This is a genomic window from Nostoc sp., assembly GCF_036917465.1.
GTDB lineage: Bacteria > Cyanobacteriota > Cyanobacteriia > Cyanobacteriales > Nostocaceae > Nostoc.
Map to the genome: position 1 here is coordinate 1 of NZ_JBALDL010000032.1, position 24,928 is coordinate 24,928.

A 24,928-nucleotide genomic window follows, 5' to 3' on the forward strand; every position below is an offset into this window, starting at 1 on the left:
TCTCAGTTGCACTCGACTTAATAAATCCTCAACATTTAAGAAACTGGTTTGCTAGTTGCTGCTACTGTACCTCATAACAGCCGGAAGTGCTGTATCTGCGCTAGGACTCAAAAAATACGCCCCTCGTCCCTCGCTGATATCAAATTCTTGAAAGCTGTGAAATAGATTGATTTGGCGACTTGCACCACCTGTAATTACTTCAATTGGTTGTCCTTGAAAGTTACTTATAACTTGCGAGGACTCAGCGCCAAGTGTCTTATCAGGTACGATATTACTTTGCTGTGCCTGGGTTTTTGCTGTGGAGATATTTGCACTTAACCAGCCTAGTAAGCCTGCTAATCCAAACTGCAAACACTTGTGTAATCCGTATTTGATCGTCATTAGGTGGGCTTTTATATAGATTATTTGAGTATCTAATAAAACTGCACCTTTGGACAATAAATAAACGAATAATTGTTAATTATGCAGTTTTCTGTAATTCTCCATTCTCCACCTGTATACTGTACGCAAACAAGCAGAAAGGCTGGATGCATAAAATCAATTAGAACATTCTCGACTCAATAGCATTTGTCCATTATTCAGCCGATATAATCCTTGTGGTTCGATAATTGGCTCGTTTTTCTTCCAAGCATGGGATGTAGTTTCAAAGCTTTGTACATCTCCAGTTGTGTAGTAGGTAGAAACTAAAATTCCCGGACGATTAGTATTCAAACCACCAGAACCAGTGATAGTAAAAGAGTTTTCTTGTCGTTTAGTAGCGCGTGAAATGCAGCTATTGGCGATGAGTGCATTGGTATCAATAACTGGAGATAATTGGGTAAAGCCGTTTTGAATGGAACTGGTATCAGGTGCGTTAATGTTGATAACACCTGAAACGCCAAGTTCTGAACTGGCGGTAATATCACTTTTTTTGGTTGGTTTTGTCCGTGACTCGATACCAAAGATACCTTGCGAGTTGATTTGAACTTTTCCACCTATTCCTGTAAAGGCATTGGCTGCGATGTCGCTGTTTTCTTCGGGGACGGCAACGATAAATCTGGAATCAATATTGATGTTACCACCATCGCCACCTGATTGCGCTGTACCTGCGGTGGTCGAAATTTGGCTACCATTACGCAATAATAAGCGATCGCTGGCACTGAAATTAATATTTCCACCATCACCAGAGTTAGTTATTGCAGCAATAGATGCTTTATCAAGTGCTGTAGAAGCAGAATTAATATTAATATCTCCGGCTTTTCCTTGTCCAAAGCTGCTTGAACTGATTCCCCCGCGATTTAAAAATAAAAAATTTGTTGTCAGGTTAATATTACCTCCATTGCCCACAGCGTCTTGATTGACTGTACTAAAAACACCGCTAGAAAAACCTGTGGTGCTAACACCCTCAATAAAAATGCGATCGCGTGCATCAATGGTAATATTACCTCCATCGCCTCTAGAATAAGTACCAGCATTGACTATTCCACCATTAGTTAAAAATAAAGAACCTGTTGTCAGGTTAATATTGCCTCCCCTACCTTCACCTTGTAAGGTACTAAAAACACCACTTGATTTTCCATTACTACCAACACCATCAATAGCAATCGCATTGCTAGCATTAACTATAATGTCACCTGCATTACCTTTACCAAAACTGGTAGCAGCAAGTTGTCCGCCATTGCTTAGTTTTAAGGAATTGGTTGTTATTTGAATATCCCCACCTTTGCCAACACCTCCATCCTCTAAAAAACTAAAAGCGCCACTAATACCATCGATAATTACAGCATCGCGGGTATCAATATTTATATTTCCAGCATTCCGTTTTGCAGAGGTGAGAATACTAGCGCCATTTTTTAGCGTCAACGTTCCTGTTTTAACCTGAATATTTCCACCATTCCCGCTTCCACTAGCATAGATATATACCCCGCTTGGCACATTTTTACTATTGCTTCCGCCAAAGGTAACAGCATCGCGCGTATCGACAAAGATATTACCACCATTACCTTGACTACTAGTAAAAGCGGCAAGTGAAGCACCATTTTTTATAAATAACTCCCTCGCTTTGATGTCAATATTCCCCGCGTTACCCGTGCTATTGCTTCCCGCCACAGTGCCTACGGAAGTAAATAAATCATTTTCACCACCATCAAAAGTTACTGTATCGCGGGCGTTAATGGTGATATTGCCTCCATTTCCCTTTCCATCTGTACTTCCAGAAATGGCTGCGCCGTTGGTGACGGAAAGTGAACCTGTTGTAATTTTGATGTCACCTCCTTTACCTTCACCACTCAGTAAGTTACTAAATAAACCGCTATTTACATTAATAATTTGGCCATTATTCAAAGTTACACCCTTGACGACACCATCAATTTTGACCGTATCACGAGCATTAATGGTGATATTTCCACCATTACCCCCCTTTCCTTCAAAAAGTGAAGAAGATATCGTACCCCCATTTGTTAATAACAGCGATCCTGTTTCAATTTGAATATTTCCGGCCTTACCACTGTATGCTTGCGTATCGGCTTTACTAGGCAAACCATTACCGCCAATTCCATCAAAAGTAATAGTATTGCCAATATCAAGAAAAATATTACCTCCATTTCCTTGTGCGCCATTGAAAGCACTTATTTGTCCGCCATCTTTCAGCAGTAAATTACCCGCAGTGATGCGAATATCACCACCATTACCTATTGCCTTATAAATACCTTGACTTGACACTATACTGCCATATTTTCCTCTCCCTCCAAAACCTGAAAATGTTACATTATCGCGGGCATTAATAGTGATATCTCCTCCATTTCCAACTCCAGCAGTAAAGCTAGATATTTCAGCACCATTAGTAACAGAAAGCGATCCTGTTGTCACTTGAATATTTCCTGCTTTGCCGACACCTCCAATATTTAAGTTGCTTTTCAAACCACTGAACACATCATAATCTAAGTTATTAAGATAAAACTTACCCGCCTCAATGAAAACGCCATCTAGCTTGACATTACCAGAGGCTTCCACAGTAATATTTCCAGCATTACCTTGTCCTGACACATTTGTTGATACTTGCCCGCCGTTAGTTAACGAGAGGGAACCTGTTTTCAGATAAATATTTCCTCCGTTACCTACCCCTTCATTAGAAACATCACTACTAGCATCACTATTAGTATCAAAGGCTATATTATCAAGAGCATTAATACTAATATTTCCCGCATTTCCTTTGCCATTGGTACTGCTACTAATAAAGGCTCCATTAGTAGCTTTTAGCGTACCTGTTCTGATTTCAATATTACCTGCGTTACCTTCAGCAGTGGGTTGCACATCATTAATAATCCGGCTAAAAACATTACCGGCATTACCATCTAACGAAATATTATTACGAGCATTAATGATGATATTACCAGAATTACCTTTACCATAAATGCTACCTTGAATTTCTGAACCATCGTTTATTTCCAAAGAACTGGTATTAATAGTAACGTTACCACCATTACCTATAGCGCCTTCATTTACCTTGACAAAAATTCCGTTAGATTCCCCTAGTATCGAGTTACGAAAACTGATATTACCTTGAGCATTGATATTTACATTTCCTGCATTGCCTTGCCCGTAGAGATTAGCATTGATTTGTCCAGTCTTTTCTAACGTCAATGTCCCAGTTGCAATGTTGATATCGCCAGCTTGACCAAATGCTCCTATTTGGACTACGTTAACGATCGCACTTCCATTTATTAATGTTGTATCTCCTGTAGCATTAACAGTAATATTTCCACCTTTACTATTTGGACTGCCTAAACCTATATCTATTCCCGCTCTTAATACACTTCCCTCTGCCAAATTTACATTTCGAGCTTGAATGTTGATATTTCCGCCACCCGCACCGCGAACATTAACTTCTGCGCCATTACTCAACGAAACATCGGCACGTTCAACATTTTCAGGTAAAACTAAACCAAAATTATCACCCACCATATTTAATCCCACATTTCCCGGTGCAGCCAAACCCGCTAACTCAATGTTTCCCTCATAAGCGCGAACACTCCCGCCATCTATATTGATATTTCCACCAACAAGCAGCAAACTTTTACCATCAGCAACTCGCAAACCTGTAACATCATCACCGATGGGATTAATACCTGCGGGTGCTTGGGATTGATTGATAATTCCTCCATTTGCTTGGATTTGATTAAACAGCAATACTGAAGGATTAATAGTCAACAATGGCACGGCTTGGGGATTTGTGGCACTAAAAACCCCTTGATTCCCAAACTGCAAACCGTTTGCAGTCGTCCCCACAAAGGAACCTTCTACATCTAAACTGGCATTTCTCCCAAACACAATGCCATTGGGATTTATCAAAAATAAATTTGGGCTAGAATTACCGAATGTGCCGAGTATCCCCAAAATTTCTGAACGGTTATTCCCTGTCACCCGTGCCAAAATATTCTGAATATCTGCGCTAGGGCTGAAAAAATATGCTCCCCGTCCCTCGCTGATATTAAATTCTTGAAAGCTATGAAATAGATTGCTTTGGCGAGTTGCACCACCTGTTATTACTTCTATTGGTTGTCCTTGAAAGTTACTTATAACTTGAGAGGACTCAGCCCCAAGTGTCTTGTCAGGTACGATATTACTTTGCTGTGCTTGGGTTTTTACTGTGGAGAGACTTAAGCAAAAGCAGCCCACTAACCCTACTAATCCAAACCGCAAACACTTTTGTAATTCGTATTCTCTGGTCATTTGATGCAATTCTATTAGATTACTTGAGTATCTAATAGAATTGCACCTTTGGATAATAAATAAGCAAATATTAATTATTAATTATGCAATTTTTTGTAATTTGTCTATTCTCTATGCATGTACTTGCAAGCAAATAAGCACAAAAGGCAAATGGGTAACATTAATTAGAACATTCTCGACTCAATACCATCTTTCCATTATTCAGCCGATATAATCCTTGTGGTTCGATAATTGGCTCGTTTTTCTTCCAAGTATGGGATGTAGTTTCAACACTTTGTATATCTCCAGTTGTGTAATAGGTAGAAACTAAAATTCCCGGACGATTAGTATTCAAACCACCAGAACCAGTGATAGTAAAAGAGTTTTCTTGTCGTTTAGTAGCGCGTGAAATACAGCTATTGGCGATGAGTGCATTGGTATCAATAACTGGAGATAATTGGGTAAAGCCGTTTTGAATAGAATTGGTATCAGGTGCGTTAATATTTGTTGTACCTGAAACGCCTAATTCTGAACTTGCAGTAATATCGCTTTTTTCGGTTGGTTTTGGACGCGACTCGATACCGAAGATCCCTTGAGAGTTGATTTGGACATTTCCACCGGAACCGGTGTATGCATTCGCGCTAATGTCGCTGTTTTCTTTGGGGATAGCGATGATGAATTTAGAATTGATGTTGATGTTACCGCCATTGCCACCTGCTTTTGCCCTACCTGCGGTAGTGGAAATTAAACCGCCACGGCGCAAAAGTAATAAATCATGGATATCGAGCGTAATGTTACCACCATTACCTGCATTTGTGAAAGAAGCGATTCCGCTACCTTTACCAAGAATTTCCAGAAAATTAGCCTTAATTCTAATATTTCCAGCGTCACCTGTACCGAAGCTGCCGGAGACAATTTCAGCATCATCACGCACAATCAGGCGATTGGTAGTAATATCTATATCGCCACCTTTACCATTAGCCCCTTCCTGAACTGATGATAGTAATCCAGTTGCAAACTCACTGTCTGAACCAGTCAGGATAATGTTATCAGCTTTTACTGTTAAATTACCTGCATTTCCATTTCCCCTAGTTCCTGATGATATCTGCGATTCTTCTTGGACATTTAATAGTTGAGTTTTGATGTTGATATTGCCTCCATTACCCTTAGCTTCACTGTCAACCTGAGTTCTAATGCTGCTACTTCCTCGTAAATCAATTTTCTCGGCATTAATCCCAATATTTCCGGCATTACCTTGACTGAATGTGCCGGCAGAAATTTCTCCCTGATTGCTGAGGTTTAAGCGTCCTGTTGTCACGTCAATGCTGCCCCCAGAACCAATTCCCCCCGTTTGTAATTCTGCAAATAAACCTGATGGTGCAAATGAGCCATCTAGTAGTTCTCCACCAACCCCAGTAATATCAATAGAATCAGTGGCACTAACCACCAAATTACCCCCTTGTCCTTTACCCCCTATTAAAATTGAGGCTGATATATTTCCACCATTACTCAACCGCAACCGTTCTGTGTCAATAGTTATCGTACCACCCCGCACATCTGCATTACTTTTCAACACATCCGAGGATAAGTTACTTCTATAAAAAGTACCCCCGAAGCGAGACAGAAATTCTTGTGTTAGAGGGTCAGACAAAATTTCTTCCACACCAGCTTGATCTAGTGCAGCCAAAAACTGTTCTTTAGGTATGAAAACAAACCCATCCAATTCTACATCTTTGGCGCGGATGGTAATATTCCCGGCATTACCACTGCTTTGCATGGATGTGGTGTCTATATGTCCTCCTTGACTAACAGTGACTCGCGGCGTTTCAATCGTTAAATTACCTCCATTTCCTGAGCCAGAAAATGTACTGCTTGATACATAGCTAGAGTAACCGCTAATATCTACGTATTCATTAGCTTTAATAAAAATGTTAGCTGCATTTGCACTGCTATTAGTATCCGTTCTAATCTGACCGCTATCTTTGAGATTAAGTCGCTGGGTTTCAATGGTGATATCCCCTGCTATTGCTTGAGTTGTACTTCCTCGTGGTGTAGCAATAGCCGTAGATATATTACTCTGAGTCACCTCAACCGCATTCCGAGCCTGAATCGAAATAGAACCGACATTTCCACCACCAGATGAATTTGCTGTCACTCCGCTTCCTAATAAATTATTTTGAACTCGCAAAGTACCCGTTTCAATCCGCAGATTGCCTGTTGAACCTGAACCAAAGCTTCCAAGTCCTAAAGAAGCTTTGTTAGTGATATTGACAGCATCTGTGGCTCGCAGTGTCAAGTTTCCTCCATTACCTACACCAGCAGATCCAACAGAGACAAAGCCACCATTGATATTAACCGAGTCCGTAGCATTTAAAGTCAGGTTCCCTCCATTGCCTTGGCCAAAACTCAATGCAGAGATAGTACCGCTATTTTCTGCTATTCCATCTCCGCTAATTGTGATTTTCCCGGCATTGATGCTAACGTCACCACCCCCACCCGTGGCTAAAGCGCTGCTAGCAGATACAATCAAACTGCTGTTAGCAAGAATTACTGCATCGCTGGCTTGAATTTGAATATCACCACCCTTTGCTGCACCAGAAGTAGCGCTGAGAATTCCAGCACTGTTATCTAAATTCAATTGAGTTGCATCAACAACAATTGAGCCGCCATTTCTACCAAAAATAGACGAACCGTTTAGTCCAATCTCTCCCCCAAATAGTTCAATTGCACTATTGCCACTTGCAATGATGAAGCTACTATTTGTTAAGTTGATGGGTGCGCGTCCGAAATTTTCTGGTAATTTAAAACCCAATGAGGAGCCATTGACATTTAGCCCAACAGTTGTATCTCCACCAACTGCTCCTAATTTAACTTGTCCATTTTGACTAAACAAATAACTACCATCCAAGGTGATTTCACCCCCTATAAGTGCTAGTGTGCTACCAGAGCCAACACGTAAAGCATCAATAATATTTCCCTGTGAATCTCGAATCACTGCTTGGCTAGTAATACTTCCAGGTTGTGAACCAAATTGCAAACCAACAGGTACATTGATAGCTAATAACGGCGGTGCTTGAGGATTTATGGCGCTAAACTCTACCCCATTGGGAAAGATTAAGCTATTTGCTGTCGTCCCCAGAAAGGAACCCTGTACATCTAAACTGGCATTTTTGCCAAACACAATGCCATTGGGATTTATCAAAAATAAATTTGGGTTAGAATTACCGAATGTGCCGAGTATCCCCAAAATTTCTGAACGGTTATTACCTGTCACTCGTGCCAAAATATTCTGAATATTTGCGTTAGGGCTGAAAAAATACGCTCCCCGTCCCTCGCTGATATTAAATTCTTGAAAGCTGTGAAATAGATTGCTTTGGCGAGTTGCACCACCTGTAATTGCTTCTATGGGCTGTCCTTGATAGTTGCCTATAACTTGAGAGGACTCAGCGCCAAGTGTTTTATCAGGTACGATATTACTTTGCTGTGCTTGGGTTTTAGCAGTAAGAATACTAACAATTAACCAACTCAATAAGCCTGTTAATCCAAACTGCAAAAACCTGTATGATCTGTATTTAATTATCATAAGGTGTTATTGATATAGATTCTTTGAGTATCTAATAGAATTGCACCTTTGGATAATAAATAAGCGAATATTTTGTTAATTATGCAGTTTTCTGCAATGGAGCGATGTCTGACGACTAGCCTTACAGCTACGCATTTCTGCATTATCCGGTTTTTCTCATGTCTGCTTCGGTAGGGGCAATTCATGAATTGCCCCTACGTGAGAATAAGGGTTTTGGCTAAGGTGCGATCGCAACATATCATGTCCGCTTGATTACTTGTTAAACCGAAGAACCCCTCCCCGCGTGCGGCTACGGTGTACATACAAGTCGTATTACCCCCCCTTATAAAGGGGGGAAATCGGAAATCCGGTTCCCTCCCCTTATAAAGGCGAGGGTTAGGGTGGGGTGCAATGATCGTGGGAATCATAACTAATTAACCGGACGTGATATTACACCACAAGTTATTTTTCTTACAAAAGTCTTATTTTTTGGCTAAAAATTGCATAAAAGCTGTCAATGCACTTTTCTGCATCTTCCAGGTGGAAAAACTGCACACAAAGCAGCAGAAAAGGTTGTGGCTTCCTATGAACTTCTCAGATATTGTGTAACTCATGGGCAACAGTAAAACTACTGAACGCCACTATTTCCTGGTTTTTAAGCTAAGTAATTACACAATTTCAGATTTGTACAAGTTAATTGCATACATATTTTATAAGGATGTTGAAACGATGATTATCGTCATGAAATCCGGTTCCACTCGACAAGAAATCGACTTATTACTCACAGAACTTTCACGCTGGAATGTTGTCCCAGAACTCTCTGTAGGTAAACACAAAGTAGCTATTGGTTTGATTGGTGATACGACAGAAATCGACGTGCGCCAAGTGCAAAATTTAAGCCCTTTTATTGAGCAAGTGCTGCGGATAAAGAAGCCATTCAAGCGGACTAGTTTAGAGTTTCGTAATGGTGAACCCAGTGAAGTCAAGGTGTTTACACCCTCTGAAACCATCACTTTTGGTCAAAACCATCCTGTAGTCGTAATTGCCGGACCCTGTTCTGTAGAAAGCGAAGAGATGATTGTAGAAACTGCACTGCGAGTCAAAGCAGCAGGTGCAAAGTTTCTCAGAGGAGGTGCTTACAAACCCAGAACTTCACCTTATGCTTTCCAGGGACATGGAGAAAGTGCCCTGGAGTGGCTAGCAACAGCTAAAGCGGTTTCTGGTTTGGGTATTATTACTGAAGTAATGGATGCGGCTGAATTGGAAGTAATTTCATCAGTTGCAGATATTTTGCAAATTGGCGCACGCAATATGCAAAACTTTTCTCTTTTGAAAAAAGTCGGTGCAACAAATAAACCTGTGTTCCTCAAACGTGGTTTGTCAGCCACTATTGAAGATTGGCTGATGTCAGCAGAGTATATTTTGGCAGCAGGAAATCCCAATGTGATTTTGTGTGAACGAGGCATTAGAACCTTTGACAGGGAATATACACGCAACACTTTAGATATATCTGCAATTCCGGTTTTGCGTAATTTGACTCACCTTCCAATTGCGATCGATCCTAGTCACGCTACTGGTAAATCGGAATTGGTGACATCAATGTCGCTGGCTGCGATCGCGGCTGGTTGTGATTCGCTCATGGTTGAAGTTCACCCTAACCCTCAAAAAGCCCTTTCAGATGGGCCTCAGTCGCTCAATTTTCCTAACTTTGAGCAATTTATGAAAGAAATCACTCCTCTGGGCAAATTCTTTGGTCGCTGGCAAGAACCAAGATACATAAACAGTAAAGTAACTCAGTCGCAGACATCCTTAGCAAATTGGAAGATTGGGGTTCTTTAAGAATTGTTCACTCGTCAGCCAAGATTGAAAACTTTAGTCACAACAAACTATCAAAAACATGAATACAGTTAGCTTAAGTACAAACACTGCCCAAAAAACTGCCTTTCCTTTTGTCTCTAGTTCTGATGATGCTGTAGTCGTAGGCGATCGCAATCTCACTGTTGAAGAAGTAATTAGTGTAGCGCGTTATGGCAAACAGGTACGTTTAACTGACGATCCAGAAAAACTCGCTAATATCCAAGCATCCTGCGATTATATTCGTAATGCCGTTGAATCTGGTGAACCTATTTATGGGGTGACAACTGGTTTTGGTGGGATGGCAAATGTAGTAATTTCTCCTGAATCTGCGACTTTACTACAAAATAATTTGATGTGGTATCACAAAGTAGGCGCAGGTAAAAAAATACCTCTGGTTGATGTTCGGGCTGCCATGCTTCTACGTGTGAATTCCCACATTAGTGGTGCATCGGGGATTCGTTTAGAAATCCTCAAGCGGATGTTAATATTTCTGAATGCTGGTGTTACACCTCATGTCTGCGAATTCGGTTCCATTGGTGCTAGTGGTGATTTAACACCCTTAGCATATATTACCGGGGCATTGATTGGTTTAAATTCCAGTTACACCGTTGACTTTAACGGTGAAGAAATAAACGCCCTAACAGCACTCAAAAAGCTGAATTTAGAGCCAATGCACCTACTTCCTAAAGAAGGATTAGCAATGATGAATGGCACTTCAGTCATGACAGGTATCGCTGCTAATTGCGTCTACGACACCAAAAACCTCTTAGGTTTGTCAATGGCTGCCCACGCCTTAGCTATTCAAGGTTTAAATGGGACTAATCAATCATTCCACCCATTTATCCATAAACTCAAACCACATTCAGGACAAAAATGGGCTGCCGATCAAATGCTCAACCTGTTAGAAGGTTCACAGTTAGTTAGAGACGAGTTAGATGGCGATCACAAATATCGTGGCGTACATCCGATTCAAGATCGTTATTCACTACGTTGTTTACCTCAATACATGGGGCCAATTGTCGATGGTTTTGACCAAATAAAAAAACAAATTGAAGTAGAAATTAACTCTGTAACTGATAACCCACTTATCGATTTAGAAAACCAAGCAAGTTATCATGGCGGTAATTTTTTAGGACAGTATATTGGTGTAGGGATGGATCAATTGCGTTATTACATCGGGTTGTTAGCTAAACACTTAGATGTACAAATAGCGTACTTGGTAGCACCAGAATTTAACAATGGGTTATCTCCATCTTTAGTTGGTAACACAGAGCGAAGTGTCAACATGGGGTTGAAGGGATTGCAAATTACTGGCAACTCGATTATGCCTCTGTTAACCTTCTATGGAAATTCTATAGCCGATCGTTTTCCTACCCACGCAGAACAATATAACCAAAATATCAACAGCCAAGGTTTTGCTTCTGCAAATTTAGCACGTCAATCAGTAGAAATCTTTCAACAATATATAGCGATCGCTTTAATGTTTGGTGTGCAAGCAGTTGATTTACGCACATACAAAAATTTGGAACATTATGATGCTCGCGCTACACTCTCGCCTGCAACTAGAGATTTATATCTAGCAATTCGTAATGTCGTCGGACAAGCGCCTTCTGCTGAACGACCTTACATTTGGGACGATAACGAACAAGCCCTAGACGAACACATTGCCAAAATTGCAAGTGATATTGCCAATAGCGGACAAATTGTGCAAGCAGTTAACAATCTTTTGTTGACCTTAGAGGATGTTTGAAAAGTTCTCTGAGCGTTAGCCAAGGGTTCTAGATCCTCTTAAATTCCTTTATATATTGGGGGACTTTAAATCCGGTTCCCCCCTTTTTAAGGGAGAGTTAAAAGGGATCAATTAAACACTTTTCAAACAATCTTTAAACTTCTTATAGGAGATGCAAGAGACAGTTTTTTTACGTTCGCGGAGCGTGCCGGAGGCATTACCGCAGAGGCGCGGAGGACTCAGAGAGAAGAAAGAGAAGAAAAAAATTGCTTAAGCCTAGTGTATTGTCTTCTCAGATCATCTCAATCTGTTACGAAAAATAATAATTTTTTCTATTAAATTGGGGAGAAAATACAATGGTTCAACAGAATATATATCAAAGTGTACGGAAAAATCCTCCTGGTCCACGCGGTTTTCCGATTATTGGCTGCTTTCCACAAATGTCAACAAATCCATTACAATTTCTTACTAATGCAGCGCGTGAGCATGGTGGTGTTGTCCATTTAGGGGCAATTGGCCCGCAACAACTTTACTTAATTGCCGATCCAGATTGTATTAAGTATGTATTGCAAGAAAATCCTCAAAACTATACAAAAGGTGAAAATTTCAAGGATATAAAACTGGTAATTGGTGAAGGCTTGGTAATTAGTGAGGGTGATTCATGGCGTTCCCAACGTCGCCTAATGCAACCATCTTTTCACCGTCAGCAAATTTCCGCGATGGTCGATGACATGACCCAGCTTACTGACCAGATGTTAGAACGCTGGCAAAAAAAAGCAGCCGGTACAACTCTTGATGTCTCTGAGGAAATGCTCGTTCTAACACAGAAAATACTCCTGAAAACGACTTTGAGTATTGAAGCTGATAGCGACACTACTAAACTAATTCAAGCTTGGAATATTATTTACAAGTTTCTTAGCGATCGCTTATGGGCTGTCATTAAGCCGCCTATTAGCTTCCCTACGCCAAAAAATCGCCAGTTTACACAAGCAATTAACACCCTCCGCACAGTTGCCAACAACATTATTCAGCAACGCAAACAAGGCAATGATACTACTCATGACATACTTTCAATGTTCATGAGTACCCAGGATGAATCTGGTAAAGGATTGAGCGATCGGCAATTACACGATCAGATAGTTGGACTCTTCTCGGCTGGATTTGAAACCTCAGCTGTCACACTCGGCTGGATTTGGTATTTGCTTTCTAAGTATCCCACTATAGAACGCCAATTACAGGCAGAACTGACTACAGTATTGGCCGGAAGAACCCCGACTTTTGAAGATTTGCCGAACCTTAAATATACCAAAATGGTTGTTCAAGAAGCCATGCGACTTTATCCGGGTGCTTGGGTTTATGCCCGCAACAACTTAGCTGACGATTCCATTGGCGGCTATGATATCCCAGGTGGTTCCATGCTTTTAATTAGTCCTTTTGTTACACACCGCCTCCCTGATTTTTGGGATAATCCTGAAGGCTTTGATCCTGAACGATTCACACCAGAAAACTCTGCCGATCGTCCGCGTTATGCCTACTTTCCTTTCGGTGGCGGCCAACGTCAGTGCTTAGGTGACATCTTTGCGTTAACAGAAATTCAGTTAATTGTAGCAATGGTATGTCAACGTTTCCGCCTCAATCTATTGCCGGAACATCCAGTTGAATACCAGCCATTGCTAACTCTGCAAACACGCAAAGGTATCATGATGACATTGGAGCCACGAACTAAAGTTGATAACGTCAGTCAGTTAAATAATCAAAAGACATTATTAACTCATTAATGCCATTAAGACTTACGCAAAACCACACGCAGTAGGAGCAGTTCATTAATTGCCCTCATAAGAAAATCATGATTTCGATTATTGTTTGCGTAAGTTATGACTATTTCAGATGTTTTAATTTGCCGATGAATTTTTGAGAATTTTATAACTGTAAAAATAGGCAAACGTAATAAAATTAAGTGAGTATTTTTAGCCATGAATATTGCCAATCATATCGAGCGTGGTCATCAATTATATCCTGAAAAAAATGCTCTGATATTTGAAGATCAACTCTTTACCTATAAAGAGCTTAATCAGCTAGTAAATCGTGTTACTAATGGGTTACATGGATTAGGAATTAAAAAAGGCGATCGCGTCATTTTGTTTTTACCAAACATTCCAGAATTTATCATTTCTTATCTTGGTATTCTCAAAATTGGTGCGGTTGTCGTCTCAGTTAACGTCATGCTCAAAAGCAATGAAGTTAGCTACATTTTCAATGATTGTGCTGCTAAGGCAATAATTACCACAGAGTCACTCGTTGAAAATGTACCAGAGGTAGATTTACCAGAGCTAGAGCATATTTTGATTGCAGAAGGTAGCACCAAAAAGGGAGTTTCTTTAGCGAAAGTAATGGAAACTGCTTCTCCTAATGCACACGCTATTCAAATAGAACGCGATGCTCCTGCTAGCATCGTCTATACATCAGGAACAACAGGTTTTCCTAAAGGAGCAACTCTTTCCCACGGCAACATAATTTCTAATATGTATTCCCAAAACCGTTGTTGTGGAATGCAACCAGACGATCGATTACTACTTTACTTACCCTTATTTCATTGTTTTGGTCAAAATGCTATTCTCAACGCCGCATTGAATGTCTGTGCTACAATTATCCTACAACGTCGATTTGACCTTGAACAAGTACTTAATGCGATCGCAACTCATCAAGTAACAATGTTCTTTGGTGTACCAACGATATTCATTAATCTCTTAAATAATGATTTATCTAGTTACAATCTCAATAGCGTGCGTTATTACTTTTCAGCAGCCGCACCGATGCCAATTGAAGTTGCACAAACTTGGCAAGATAAGTATGGAAAAGTCATCAATGAAGGATATGGTTTAACTGAAACATCACCATGTGCATCTTATAATCACGATTTGAAATACAAACTCGGTTCTATTGGCGCTCCCATCGAGAATGTAGAAATGAAAGTTATTGACACTAGGGGTAATCAGGTAGAGGTTGGTGAATTGGGTCAGATAGTAATTCGAGGGCCTAATGTCATGCTTGGTTATTGGAATCGCCCATTTGAAACTGCTGAAGTAATTAAAGATGGCTGGTTCCATACTGGCGACATTGGTCGGGTAGATGAAGACGGTTTTTTCTATATCGTTGACCGTTTAAAAGACATGATTAATATGTCTGGATTTAAGATATATCCAACTGAAGTAGAAAATGTAATTTATCAACACTCATCTGTTGCCGAGGTAGCTGTATATGGTGTAAATGATGATTATAAAGGTGAGATAGTTCACGCAAATATTATTTTGAAACAGGGTCACGTAATTAGCGAAGAACAAATCATCAAATTCTGCTCTGAAAGAATGGCAAAATATAAACTTCCCTGTAATATTAATTTTGTAGATTTCTTGCCAAAAAACCCAACGGGGAAAGTTCTAAAACGAGTTTTGCGCCAGCAATCAAGTTCTAAAAGGCTCTTAACAAATAAATCCTAGTTTGAGTTAAATACTCAATAAAAATGAAAGGTAATAGGGAAAACTAGATTTTAACTTATCCTACAAGACAAGGATTGGTACGCCCACGAGGAGCAAGGCTTTAAACCTTTAGCTTATTGTGTAAACAATCAACAAAGAGTAATCAAGTTTGGCAATCATGAATATTAAATCTATCAACAAAAGCACTACTTCTTCTCAAGCTTTGGGAACGAAAACTAACCCATCACCTAATCAAATTTCATTTGAAACTTCAACCGGATCTTCCATTTTCTCGCCTGCGTTGCTAAATGAAAAATCTTCAGAGTCAGAATTAACCCAACCTACAGTTGCACAAGCTTTAATCGAGATATTAGAAAATTTGGGAGTTGAGTATGGATTTGGTGTTTCAGGAGGCGGTATCGGGCCATTATGGGCAACATTAAACCGTAGCAGCATCCAATTGCTTCACTTTCGCCATGAATCAGGAGCAGCCTTTGCCGCGACTGAAACTTATTTTGCCAGCGATCGCCCCGTCGTGGTATTTACTACTACAGGGCCTGGGATCACTAACGCTCTGACTGGGCTTTTCGCGGCGCGAGGGGAAGGAGCAAAGGTAATTTTCTTGTCGGCTGCAACCTCAACTGCAAATCGCGGTCGGGGAGCTTGTCAAGAAACTAGCGCCCACACAATGCCTTTCTCAGGAATTTTTACATCAGGGCCACTATTCAATTACGCAACTATATTAGAGTCTGGGGATCAACTACCAGAAATTTCTCGCAGACTTGCCCAAGGTTTAGCCCAACCAGGCAGCTTTGTAGCCCATATTAGTGTTCCCACCCCAATCCAGACGACACCATTAAAAGCACAATTACCTCAGCAAGGGTTTTCTCAATCTGTACCAACAGCTAGCGAGGAAGCGATCGCTGAATGTGTAAAACTATTATCTGAAGAATCCTTTGCCATCTGGGTTGGCTTTGGGGCGCGACACGCCGCAGAGGAAATCCGCCAGTTGGCACAAAAAACTGGGGCGGCGGTAATGACATCACCTCGCGCCAAAGGGATTTTTCCAGAACATCATCCCCAATTTATCGGTGTCACAGGCTTTAGCGGACATTTGTCAGTCCTGACATATATGCAGGAGCAACGACCGCAACGCATACTAGTGTTGGGAACCCGCCTTGGTGAACCTACTTCATTTTGGAGTCCGACGATGATTCCAAGTAATGGATTCATTCATGTTGATATCGATCCGCAAGTTCCAGGAGTAGCTTATCCATCTGTAGATACTGTTGCTATCCACTCAGAAATCAAAGCATTCCTCAGAGCTATATTAAAACACTTGCCAGATCGTCTTAATTGGTTTCCCAATTCCTCACTACCGCGTCCTGAAATCTACACCAATGCTCCCCGCGCTAATGGTTTAGTGCGCCCCGAAGTACTCATGGATGCAATTCAACGGCTGATTATTGAGGGCAGCGATGCCTCAATCTTAGCTGAAGCAGGTAACTCCTTTGCTTGGGCAACTCACTTGTTGCGATTTAAGCAACCAGGTCGTTACCGGATTAGTACTGGTTTTGGCTCTATGGGTCATGCTACCACCGGGGTAGTCGGTACAGCATTAGGGCGAAAAGGTAAAGCTGTTGCTATTGTTGGCGACGGAGCAATGTTGATGAACAACGAAGTCAGCACAGCAGTAAGATTTGAGATTCCATCTGTCTGGATTATCCTCAACGATGGACGCTACAATATGTGCGCCCAAGGAATGGCATTGCAAGGGTTAAGTGGCGAGGTTCCAATAGATACAGAGATACCAAGTACTGATTTTGCCGCGATCGCTAGAGCTATGGGAGCCGACGGTATCTGTGTTAATACTGAATCAGACTTGGAAGCAGCCCTACAAAAAGCACTTTCTTCTACTCTTCCATTCATTGTTGATGTGAAAATTGACCCAACCCGACCCGCACCTATTGGAGGTCGCATCCAAAGTTTGATTAAGCAAGGAGCTATAGAAGCCAAAACGGTTATTGGTCATTAGTCATTAGTCATTAGTCATTGGTCATTGGTCATTGGTCATTAGTACCAATGATTAATAACTATATAGCGTTTCCAAATCATACAAGGTATATCATAGCCCCCTCAGGGGGTCGGGGTGGGGTTCTTTTACCTCACTCAACTGAGAATCGCTCTAGTATCAGTATTTTCCACTTTCATCGTGTAACACCAAAAACAAAATCAAAAGGATATTTGTCATGACAACATTAGAACCAGTAGGTATTCGTGCAGTCTCGGTTAACTTTCCTAGCATCATCCGTACAAACAATTACTACAGAGAGAATTTTCCAACGATGGTTGCTGAGGCTGAACAAAAAACTCTAGCAAAACTGTTTGTACCCGACCAAGCCACAGTCACCAGTGATGACGATATCTGGTCACAAGAGGTAACACCATATATGTCAGACCCCTTCCGTGGTACTGTCGAACGAAGGGTGTTAGCTCCCGATGAGACTTCACTCTCACTAGAGTATCGCGCCGCTATCGATGCCCTCGAAGCCGCAAAGCTATCTCCTGAAGATATCGATCTCATGATCGTTACTTCACTATTTCCAGAGCAAATCACACCTGGTAACGCTGCTTTTCTCGCTGGGAAACTGGGACTACAAGGTGCGGCGTGGAATATAGAATCAACTTGCACTTCAGCATTAGTTTCGCTTCAGACGGCCTGTTCTCTAGTGCAAACGGGACAGTATCGCAATGTGTTAGTGGTCGTCTCAACTACATATTCGCGCTATACTGACGAAAATGATACTTTGGCCTTTTTATCAGGCGACGGTGCTGGAGCCTTTGTAGTTGGGAAACTGAAACCAAACCAAGGTATTCTCGGTACTAAAATTGCCAATACTGCTGCTACCTGCGGTGCTTTCTATAATGAATTCACCACCGACGAACATGGTAACGTCAAAATGTTCATCCGAGGCGGCAAGGGTGCAAGCAAGATGTTTAACGAGACAACGGTGAAGTTTATTCGTCTATGTTGCCACGGTGCGATCGCTGATGCTGGACTCACCTTAGATCAAATCAACTTTTTTGTCTTTAATACACCTAGTGCTTGGTATTCACGAGTTTGCATCCGCGCTCTAGGTATTAAACCAGAGCGTACAATCAACATCAATCCTCTATATGCCAACATTGGGCCAACCTTTCCTGTTGCTAATCTCTATCACGCCGCCCACGCAGGTAAAATTCGTGAAAACGATTTAGTTCTCGTCTACACAATGGGTTCATCATCTAATGCTGGTGGTTGTGTAATGCGCTGGGGTGATGTCGCACTAGGCCCTGCTCCTGCTCCTTCAGTTAGCTTGTCTCAACAAGAGGATAGAATTCTGATTCGTCATTAGAATTCTTGAGAATTTGGAACTTATGAAACTCTTGACGAGAGCCAAAATCGTCAAAAATCAAAAAAATCTTGACTTTTGTAGAGACGCGATTAATCGCGTTTCTACAGTGCATACACTTAGATAGCAAACTATATTTTTTGAAAGGAGTTTTTTGATGCAGATTACAGAGTCAATGGCACAAGTACTGACCAATTCCAAGTCCGTGCTGAATGATCCAGGTTTTGTCCAGGCTTTTTTATCAGTAGCAGCATTTCCTCAAGATCCTGAGCTTGCATGGTATTTCAAGTTGGAAGAAACAATCAGGCATCTGGACGACATGCAAGCTTCTAACTATGTTGAACAGTTGCAACTTAATCCTGGCATGGCAGAAATGATTTCAAAACGCTATTTGGGGCCTCAGTATAAATTAGAAGACCTCAATAAAGACTGCGCTCCAGGGACTCTAGGTTATGTCTACTATCATCACATGACTGAAAATGGCATTCCTGCTTATGACTATAGTGCTTATGATTCACCTGATGATTTAAGCTATATCAAAATACGCAAAATGCAGACTCACGACATTTGGCACGTAATAACTAGCTATAATACAGAGATTTTGGGAGAATTAGCACTCCAGGGTTTTTGTCATGGTCAAGGGCCAACAGTCTATCAAACCTTATTGATGACAGCTTTAGTGCTGCACTTCACAACCGTTGAAACCAAGAGTCTGGGCTTGGCTCTAGAGGCACTATTTGAAGGCTGGCAACGGGGTCATGCTGCTCATCCCCTTTGGGCTGTGCGCTGGGAAGAAATGTGGCACAGACCTTTAGAAAGTATCCAGGCAGAGTATAATATACTCCCAGGTCAAGTTTTAAAACGCGATCGCCTACAAAACGATAAAATTTTCAGCCTGAAAGTATAGCTATATTGCGACATAACTAAAATGGCTTTGTTGAATAAATTCTCAATTGCTTCTGCTGTCAGCATTGCAGCATTTTTAGCTTTAGGAACCCTTGGTACAGATCCAGCCCAAGCTGCTCTGTTTAAATTTAGTTTCGAGGGTGAAGGAGCAAATGGTTACTTTATTTATGATGACTCCACTCCAAGTAATCCTACTAATACTCCTAATCTTGGTGAGTATTACGGCGCAGTTACAGATTACAAAGTTGATTTGGGAGCCAAAGGTGTTTTCGAGGGGTCTGTAGCTGACACCCTTCTATTTTTAAATCGTGATGGTAGTGGTCTTCCAGATCCTGAACAAGATCAATTTATTCTTTTTGTCAAAGAAAATGATCGCGTACCTGAGTCTGAGTACTCTGTCTCCGCAAGATTTATTTACCCCAAGGATGCAATAGGATCTTACAAATTAGTAACTACTGTCCCCAGCACGGCTGAATTAAAAGTCTTTCCATTTGTGGACTTTATTAATCGAGACTTTGGCGATTCCGTGTTTGAAGGAACTGTACAAACTCGGATTGAACCGATTCCTGAACCTGAATCAGTGTTTGGATTACTGGGAGTGGGTGCTTGGTTGATCTTCCGTCGTCAACGCCGACAATTATTATCTGCACAGGATTAATTAGGATCTTCAGTACTTAGTATACTAAATCAATCTACTGAAAAGTTTAAAATGTTGCTGTACACCAAAAACAGACATTATTTTTCACATTTTAGGCTTTTTCTAAGAACTGAAACGTTTTAAGCTTGATTTGAAAGTCAAACTTTGATGTTTCACTATTAATTTTGCATACCAGGTACTGAAGAACCATTAATTATAGCTAACTGATAGTATTTAGGTTTTTTCTGTTAGTTTATTCAGTTTTTTGCTATGAAGTTCAGGCGGTTCATTAGGCTTTAAATGTATCAGCTTTTGTAGAACCGGATTTATGACATGACGGAAACTTATTAACGCTAACAGTTTTCACCATCAAACATTTTGAGGGAGTTTCAAAAACTAAATTTGGCAATCATTTTTTTTAGAGGTAATAAAAATGGGTGTATTGAATAAATTTTCACTTCCTGCTATTTCAAGTACAACAGCCTTACTCCTGTCAGTCACATTAAACATAAATATTGCTGAAGCTGCCCTGTTTAAATTTACTTTCGAGGGTGAAGGAGCAAATGGTTACTTTATCTATGATGATTCAGCTAAGAAGCTAGAACCTCTCGGATCTAACTTTCCTCTTGCTGAGTATGATGGCTCAGTGGAAAATTATTCCCTTAATGCAGGGGGTATCATTGCTCAGGGAACTAAGGGATCGCAGCAAGATATACATGATGAGGCCAGAAATATTGTTTATCTTGGACGTGCCGGTAATTTGGGCTACGATGATACCATTGATGACTTTATTCTTTACGTTCCTCCGGCTGCTAGTGGGCGGCAATACGGTTTGTCAATTCGCTTTACCTACCCGGAGGGAACCTTTTCAGATTCTGTTGCCATACGAACGAGTGTACCTGACACCGCTAGACTCAGAGTTTACCCATACTGGGATTTCCCTAATACGACGGGAGACTACACATTTCAAGGAACTGTTAAAACAAAAATCGAACAGATTCCTGAACCTGCATCAGTGTCTGCATTACTGGGAGTGAGTGCTTGGTTTATTTTCCGTCGTCAGCGCCGACAACTATTATCTGCACAAGATTAGTTCACCGAGCCAATTTAGAGGTTGTTTGAGAAATTGGAAAGTATACTCAAAACCCCACTTCCATTCCTCTTCCCGATAGTCACAAAGGCTTTGAAACTACCATTCCCTTCTAGGGAAGAGGGCTATGGGGTTTAGGTTTCCAAAATTTCAGATGTTATCAAAAATACTTTTCGAACATCCTCTTAGTGCAAACCCGAATTGAGAAGGTTAGTGAACCTACAGTCGTGCCTGGATTATTTTTGGCAACAGGGGGCTTGGTTTATCTTCCGTCGTCAACGCCGACAACTATTATCAGTACAGGATTAATTATAGCGAACCAACTTAGTAGTATAATCAAGGCTTTTTCTGTTGATTTATTAAGTCTTAATATTATCAACATCAGGCAGTTTATGATATTCTTCGTGTGTCAGCTTTCCTATAACCTGATTTCTGAGAAATGGCGAAAACTTATTATCACTAATGTTTTTCACCATAAAAATTTTGAGACAGGTTAAAAAATTTAATTTGGCAATCAATCTTTTTTAAAGGTAAGAGAAATGGCTCTATTGGATAAATTCTCACTTCCTGTTATTTCAAGTGCAGCAGCATTCCTCGTATCAATAATATTAAATATCGACACTGCTCAAGCAGCTTTGTATCGATTCAGCTTTGAAGGTGAGGGAGTGAACGGTTACTTTACTTACGATGACACTGCCATAGGAACTCCAGATTCACCGAAGTCTACCCTATACTTTGAAGGGGGATATGATTATAAATTTGACTTGGGGGAGAAGGGAGTTTTTCAAGGAACCGTTGGCAATCCGATTGTTTTTTTACCCCGTCAAGAAGATGGTCTTACATCACCTGAAACCGACGATTTTCTTTGGGAGGTACGCGCTTCTCAACGGCAGCCAGCGTCTGAGTTTGCTTTGCTGAACTATTTTCATTACCCAAAGGGTACATTTGGGGAATCTACCGCTATACGAACAACAGTCCCAAGTACTGCAATCCTTGATGTCTATCCAAATGTGGACTTTCCTAATTCTACAGGCAACCTGCTGTATACAGGAACTGTCCAAACCCGAATTGAGAAGGTTTTTGAACCTGGATTGTTGCCTGCATTGTTAGGAGTAGGCGCTTGCTTTATCTTCTGTCGTCGTCAGCACCAAGGAAAACTAATTGATATAGATATGTAGAAAAGATGCTGGGTTGGTTAACTTCTAGCCCCATCTAGATTACCCCTCTTTCATCACCTTGGATCAAATTTTCAATTGTGAAACAATCGTTAATTTATCCAAAAAATGGAAGAGGAATAGAAATACTTGTTTTGTTTTTTAAGTTTTTATTCTCAATAATATTTCTATAACTTTCTCAGTAAATTTCGTCTACACCTGATATATATTGTATAAAGACCAGGCTAGACGATCGCACCCTTCAAAGCAGCATCAAGCTATTGGTATTAAGAGATAGTAAACATCAATACCAATAATATCATACCTTTCCCAAATTGAGTTCTAGCTAGCTATTCTTTAGCAGCAATCTCTGACAATTTGTGCTACGAAATAAAACTTTAAACTGATGAAACCGAAATATCCGCTTGAATCTAAAACAGAGAAGTTTGCTATTACACCACCCCCTATAAATAAATGGCTAATCACAACAACTCTCATGCTAGGTACATTAATTGCGATTCTTGATACTAGCATTGTAAATGTTGCCATTCCTCAAATTCAAAACAATTTAGGTGGGTCGATTGATGAAATTAGTTCAGTTGTAACATTCTATATTATTAGTAATGTGATTGTAATGCCCTTAACTGGCTATCTGAGTGCCTTATGGGGTCGCAAACAGTTTTATGCCGGAGCAATCATATTATTTACAATTGCCTCATTATTATGTGGACTATCTTGGAATTTATCAGCCCTTGTATTCTTTCGTGTTCTTCAAGGATTAGGTGCAGGAGTTCTTTTTCCAACTGCTCAGGCTATTTTATTGGATACCTTCCCTAGAGAAGAACATGGCAAAGCAATGAGCATTTTTGGTCTGGGAATGCTTGTAGCCCCGGCTTTTGGGCCTGTATTGGGAGGCTATTTAACAGATATGCTTACCTGGCGTTCTATCTTCCTGATTAACGTTCCAATTGGATTGATTGCTGCGGTAATGGTGTTTCGATTTATTCACGATTCACCTTATTTAAAGAAACCACAGGGTAAATTCGATTGGTCAGGTTTGATAGCTTTGGTAATTGGTTTATCTAGTTTGCAATATGCTCTAGAAAATGGGCAACGATTGAATTGGTTTGACTCTACGTTAATTATTGTTCTATTGATAGCTGGGGTTAGTGCGATCGCATATCTCGTTTGGTGGGAGTTAGTGAATCCCTCTCCCATCATGGATTTATCATTATTTAGAAATAGAACTTTTGCCCTTGGTAACATCATCACATTTTTAGCTGGATTTAGCCTTTTTGGTGTACTGTTTATATCTCCGGTGTTTCTGAGTCAAGTTCTGAATTATGACTCATTAACAATCGGAATGCTACTCATGCCTGGGCCAGTGGCGACTGCTTTGATTATGCCTTTAACAGGTGTGTTGGCAAACCGTCTAGATGCTCGGATGATTTTGGCAATAGGAATAGCTTTTTCTGCTGCTGGTACTTGGCAATTAGGCGATTTAAATCTGCAATCAGATTACTGGAATATATTTTGGCCCCAGATTTGGCGAGGAATTGGTTTAGGATTATTATTTGTCCCTCTGTCTTTAACGACATTAAGCTATGTCAGCAAAGCTAAAAGAACTTCTGCTTCCGGCCTCTACAACCTGATTAACCAGTTAGGAGGTAGTATTGGCATTGCTGGGCTAACCCTGATGCTTGGGCGTTTGCAAGCATTTCACTCTACCAATCTCGCCCAGATCGTCAAACAATCCGAAATAGTGCAGCAGCAAGCAGCAGTTTTTGCTTACAATGACTTATTTCGCTACAGTACCTTCATCATTCTTGCTAGTTATCTACCTTTAATATTTCTGAAAGTTAGACTAAAAAGTCGAAAAAAAGCTCCAATTATCTTGGGTTGAAAGAGTAGCTAACTAAAATTTTGTATTGAGACAAAAATTAAGTTTTTAAAGGTCAAATCAATATGGATAAGTTCACATTGCTTACAACACATACATACCAACAAACTCACATGTCAGCGCAACTCGGAGAATGGCGGGTGCGAGGACTCCGGGGTGCAACCACAAGCCAAAACTCAGCACAAGCGATCGCTGAGGCTGTAGATGAGTTATTGAATGCTTTAGAAGCAAACAATCCCTTAGATCCTGCCGAAATCGTTAGTGTCACCTTTTCAGCGACTTCTGATTTAGATGCAATGTTTCCAGCTGCTGTGGCACGTCAACGCCCGGGTTGGGATCAAGTTCCTCTGTTAGATGTGCAGCAAATGCAGGTAAACGGTAGCCTGAAATGCTGTATTCGGGTGCTAATTCACCTTAATACCCCTATGCCTCAAAATGCATTACGCCCGATCTATTTGCGGGGTGCTGCACAGTTACGCCCAGATATAGCGAGATGCAGTTAAGCGTAAGCGTAGCCGATCGCAGACATCGTTATA

15 protein-coding genes are annotated in these 24,928 nt (G+C 40.8%); 12 read left to right on the forward strand and 3 right to left on the reverse strand.

What is annotated here, in order from left to right:
• Positions 1-51: 51 nt before the first annotated feature.
• From V7K38_RS06675 to V7K38_RS06685, 3 genes are all read right to left on the reverse strand, one after another.
• On the reverse strand, positions 52-381 hold the full coding sequence (locus V7K38_RS06675) for a hypothetical protein (protein ID WP_334856423.1): 330 nt from the start codon (positions 379-381) through the stop codon (positions 52-54).
• A gap of 156 nt (positions 382-537) precedes the next feature.
• On the reverse strand, positions 538-4,710 hold the full coding sequence (locus V7K38_RS06680; protein WP_334856424.1) for a beta strand repeat-containing protein: 4,173 nt from the start codon (positions 4,708-4,710) through the stop codon (positions 538-540).
• Positions 4,711-4,870: 160 nt separating this feature from the next.
• A complete protein-coding gene (locus V7K38_RS06685; protein ID WP_334856425.1) occupies positions 4,871-8,242 on the reverse strand; it encodes a two-partner secretion domain-containing protein in 3,372 nt (1,123 codons plus the stop codon).
• Between the two features lie 738 nt (positions 8,243-8,980).
• On the opposite strand from V7K38_RS06685, the gene aroF reads away from it, so the two are divergent.
• The 12 genes from aroF to aroH all read left to right on the forward strand — a co-directional run bounded on the left by aroF (position 8,981) and on the right by aroH (position 24,895).
• Complete coding sequence (gene aroF / locus V7K38_RS06690; protein WP_334856427.1) at positions 8,981-10,090, forward strand: 3-deoxy-7-phosphoheptulonate synthase; 1,110 nt, start codon at positions 8,981-8,983, stop codon at positions 10,088-10,090.
• 58 nt (positions 10,091-10,148) lie between these two features.
• A complete protein-coding gene (locus V7K38_RS06695; RefSeq protein ID WP_334856429.1) occupies positions 10,149-11,858 on the forward strand; it encodes an HAL/PAL/TAL family ammonia-lyase in 1,710 nt (569 codons plus the stop codon).
• 335 nt (positions 11,859-12,193) lie between these two features.
• Complete coding sequence (locus V7K38_RS06700) at positions 12,194-13,615, forward strand: cytochrome P450 (RefSeq protein ID WP_334856431.1); 1,422 nt, start codon at positions 12,194-12,196, stop codon at positions 13,613-13,615.
• 195 nt (positions 13,616-13,810) lie between these two features.
• Entirely contained in the window at positions 13,811-15,334 is a 1,524-nt protein-coding gene (locus tag V7K38_RS06705; RefSeq protein ID WP_334856433.1) for a long-chain-fatty-acid--CoA ligase, read from the forward strand.
• 157 nt (positions 15,335-15,491) lie between these two features.
• Positions 15,492-17,348: a ScyA-related TPP-binding enzyme gene (locus V7K38_RS06710; RefSeq protein WP_334856435.1), complete on the forward strand. Its 1,857-nt coding sequence runs from the start codon at positions 15,492-15,494 to the stop codon at positions 17,346-17,348.
• A 214-nt stretch (positions 17,349-17,562) separates the two neighbouring features.
• Positions 17,563-18,708 (forward strand): 3-oxoacyl-ACP synthase III family protein, encoded by a 1,146-nt coding sequence (locus V7K38_RS06715; protein ID WP_334856438.1) that lies wholly within the window; start codon positions 17,563-17,565, stop codon positions 18,706-18,708.
• Positions 18,709-18,862: 154 nt separating this feature from the next.
• The gene (locus V7K38_RS06720) at positions 18,863-19,612 is read left to right on the forward strand and encodes a Coq4 family protein (protein ID WP_334856440.1); all 750 of its coding nucleotides are present in this window, start codon (positions 18,863-18,865) and stop codon (positions 19,610-19,612) included.
• A 21-nt stretch (positions 19,613-19,633) separates the two neighbouring features.
• Complete coding sequence (locus V7K38_RS06725; RefSeq protein ID WP_334856442.1) at positions 19,634-20,269, forward strand: PEP-CTERM sorting domain-containing protein; 636 nt, start codon at positions 19,634-19,636, stop codon at positions 20,267-20,269.
• Positions 20,270-20,681: 412 nt separating this feature from the next.
• A complete protein-coding gene (locus V7K38_RS06730; RefSeq protein ID WP_334856444.1) occupies positions 20,682-21,341 on the forward strand; it encodes a PEP-CTERM sorting domain-containing protein in 660 nt (219 codons plus the stop codon).
• A 536-nt stretch (positions 21,342-21,877) separates the two neighbouring features.
• Positions 21,878-22,516 (forward strand): hypothetical protein, encoded by a 639-nt coding sequence (locus V7K38_RS06735; RefSeq protein WP_334856446.1) that lies wholly within the window; start codon positions 21,878-21,880, stop codon positions 22,514-22,516.
• Between the two features lie 382 nt (positions 22,517-22,898).
• Positions 22,899-24,395, forward strand: a complete 1,497-nt coding sequence (locus V7K38_RS06740) for a DHA2 family efflux MFS transporter permease subunit (RefSeq protein WP_334856448.1) — start codon at positions 22,899-22,901, stop codon at positions 24,393-24,395.
• A 110-nt stretch (positions 24,396-24,505) separates the two neighbouring features.
• Complete coding sequence (gene aroH / locus V7K38_RS06745; RefSeq protein WP_334856476.1) at positions 24,506-24,895, forward strand: chorismate mutase; 390 nt, start codon at positions 24,506-24,508, stop codon at positions 24,893-24,895.
• Positions 24,896-24,928 lie beyond the last annotated feature (33 nt).

Coding starts and splice junctions, on each gene's coding strand:
- V7K38_RS06700 (WP_334856431.1), top strand. CDS start 12,194: ATGGTTCAACAGAATATATATCAAAGTGTACGGAAAAATCCTCCTGGT.
- V7K38_RS06705 (WP_334856433.1), top strand. CDS start 13,811: ATGAATATTGCCAATCATATCGAGCGTGGTCATCAATTATATCCTGAA.
- aroF (WP_334856427.1), top strand. CDS start 8,981: ATGATTATCGTCATGAAATCCGGTTCCACTCGACAAGAAATCGACTTA.
- V7K38_RS06720 (WP_334856440.1), top strand. CDS start 18,863: ATGCAGATTACAGAGTCAATGGCACAAGTACTGACCAATTCCAAGTCC.
- V7K38_RS06710 (WP_334856435.1), top strand. CDS start 15,492: ATGAATATTAAATCTATCAACAAAAGCACTACTTCTTCTCAAGCTTTG.
- V7K38_RS06680 (WP_334856424.1), bottom strand. CDS start 4,710: ATGACCAGAGAATACGAATTACAAAAGTGTTTGCGGTTTGGATTAGTA.
- V7K38_RS06740 (WP_334856448.1), top strand. CDS start 22,899: ATGAAACCGAAATATCCGCTTGAATCTAAAACAGAGAAGTTTGCTATT.
- V7K38_RS06675 (WP_334856423.1), bottom strand. CDS start 381: ATGACGATCAAATACGGATTACACAAGTGTTTGCAGTTTGGATTAGCA.
- V7K38_RS06730 (WP_334856444.1), top strand. CDS start 20,682: ATGGGTGTATTGAATAAATTTTCACTTCCTGCTATTTCAAGTACAACA.
- V7K38_RS06695 (WP_334856429.1), top strand. CDS start 10,149: ATGAATACAGTTAGCTTAAGTACAAACACTGCCCAAAAAACTGCCTTT.
- V7K38_RS06725 (WP_334856442.1), top strand. CDS start 19,634: ATGGCTTTGTTGAATAAATTCTCAATTGCTTCTGCTGTCAGCATTGCA.
- aroH (WP_334856476.1), top strand. CDS start 24,506: ATGTCAGCGCAACTCGGAGAATGGCGGGTGCGAGGACTCCGGGGTGCA.
- V7K38_RS06715 (WP_334856438.1), top strand. CDS start 17,563: ATGACAACATTAGAACCAGTAGGTATTCGTGCAGTCTCGGTTAACTTT.
- V7K38_RS06735 (WP_334856446.1), top strand. CDS start 21,878: ATGGCTCTATTGGATAAATTCTCACTTCCTGTTATTTCAAGTGCAGCA.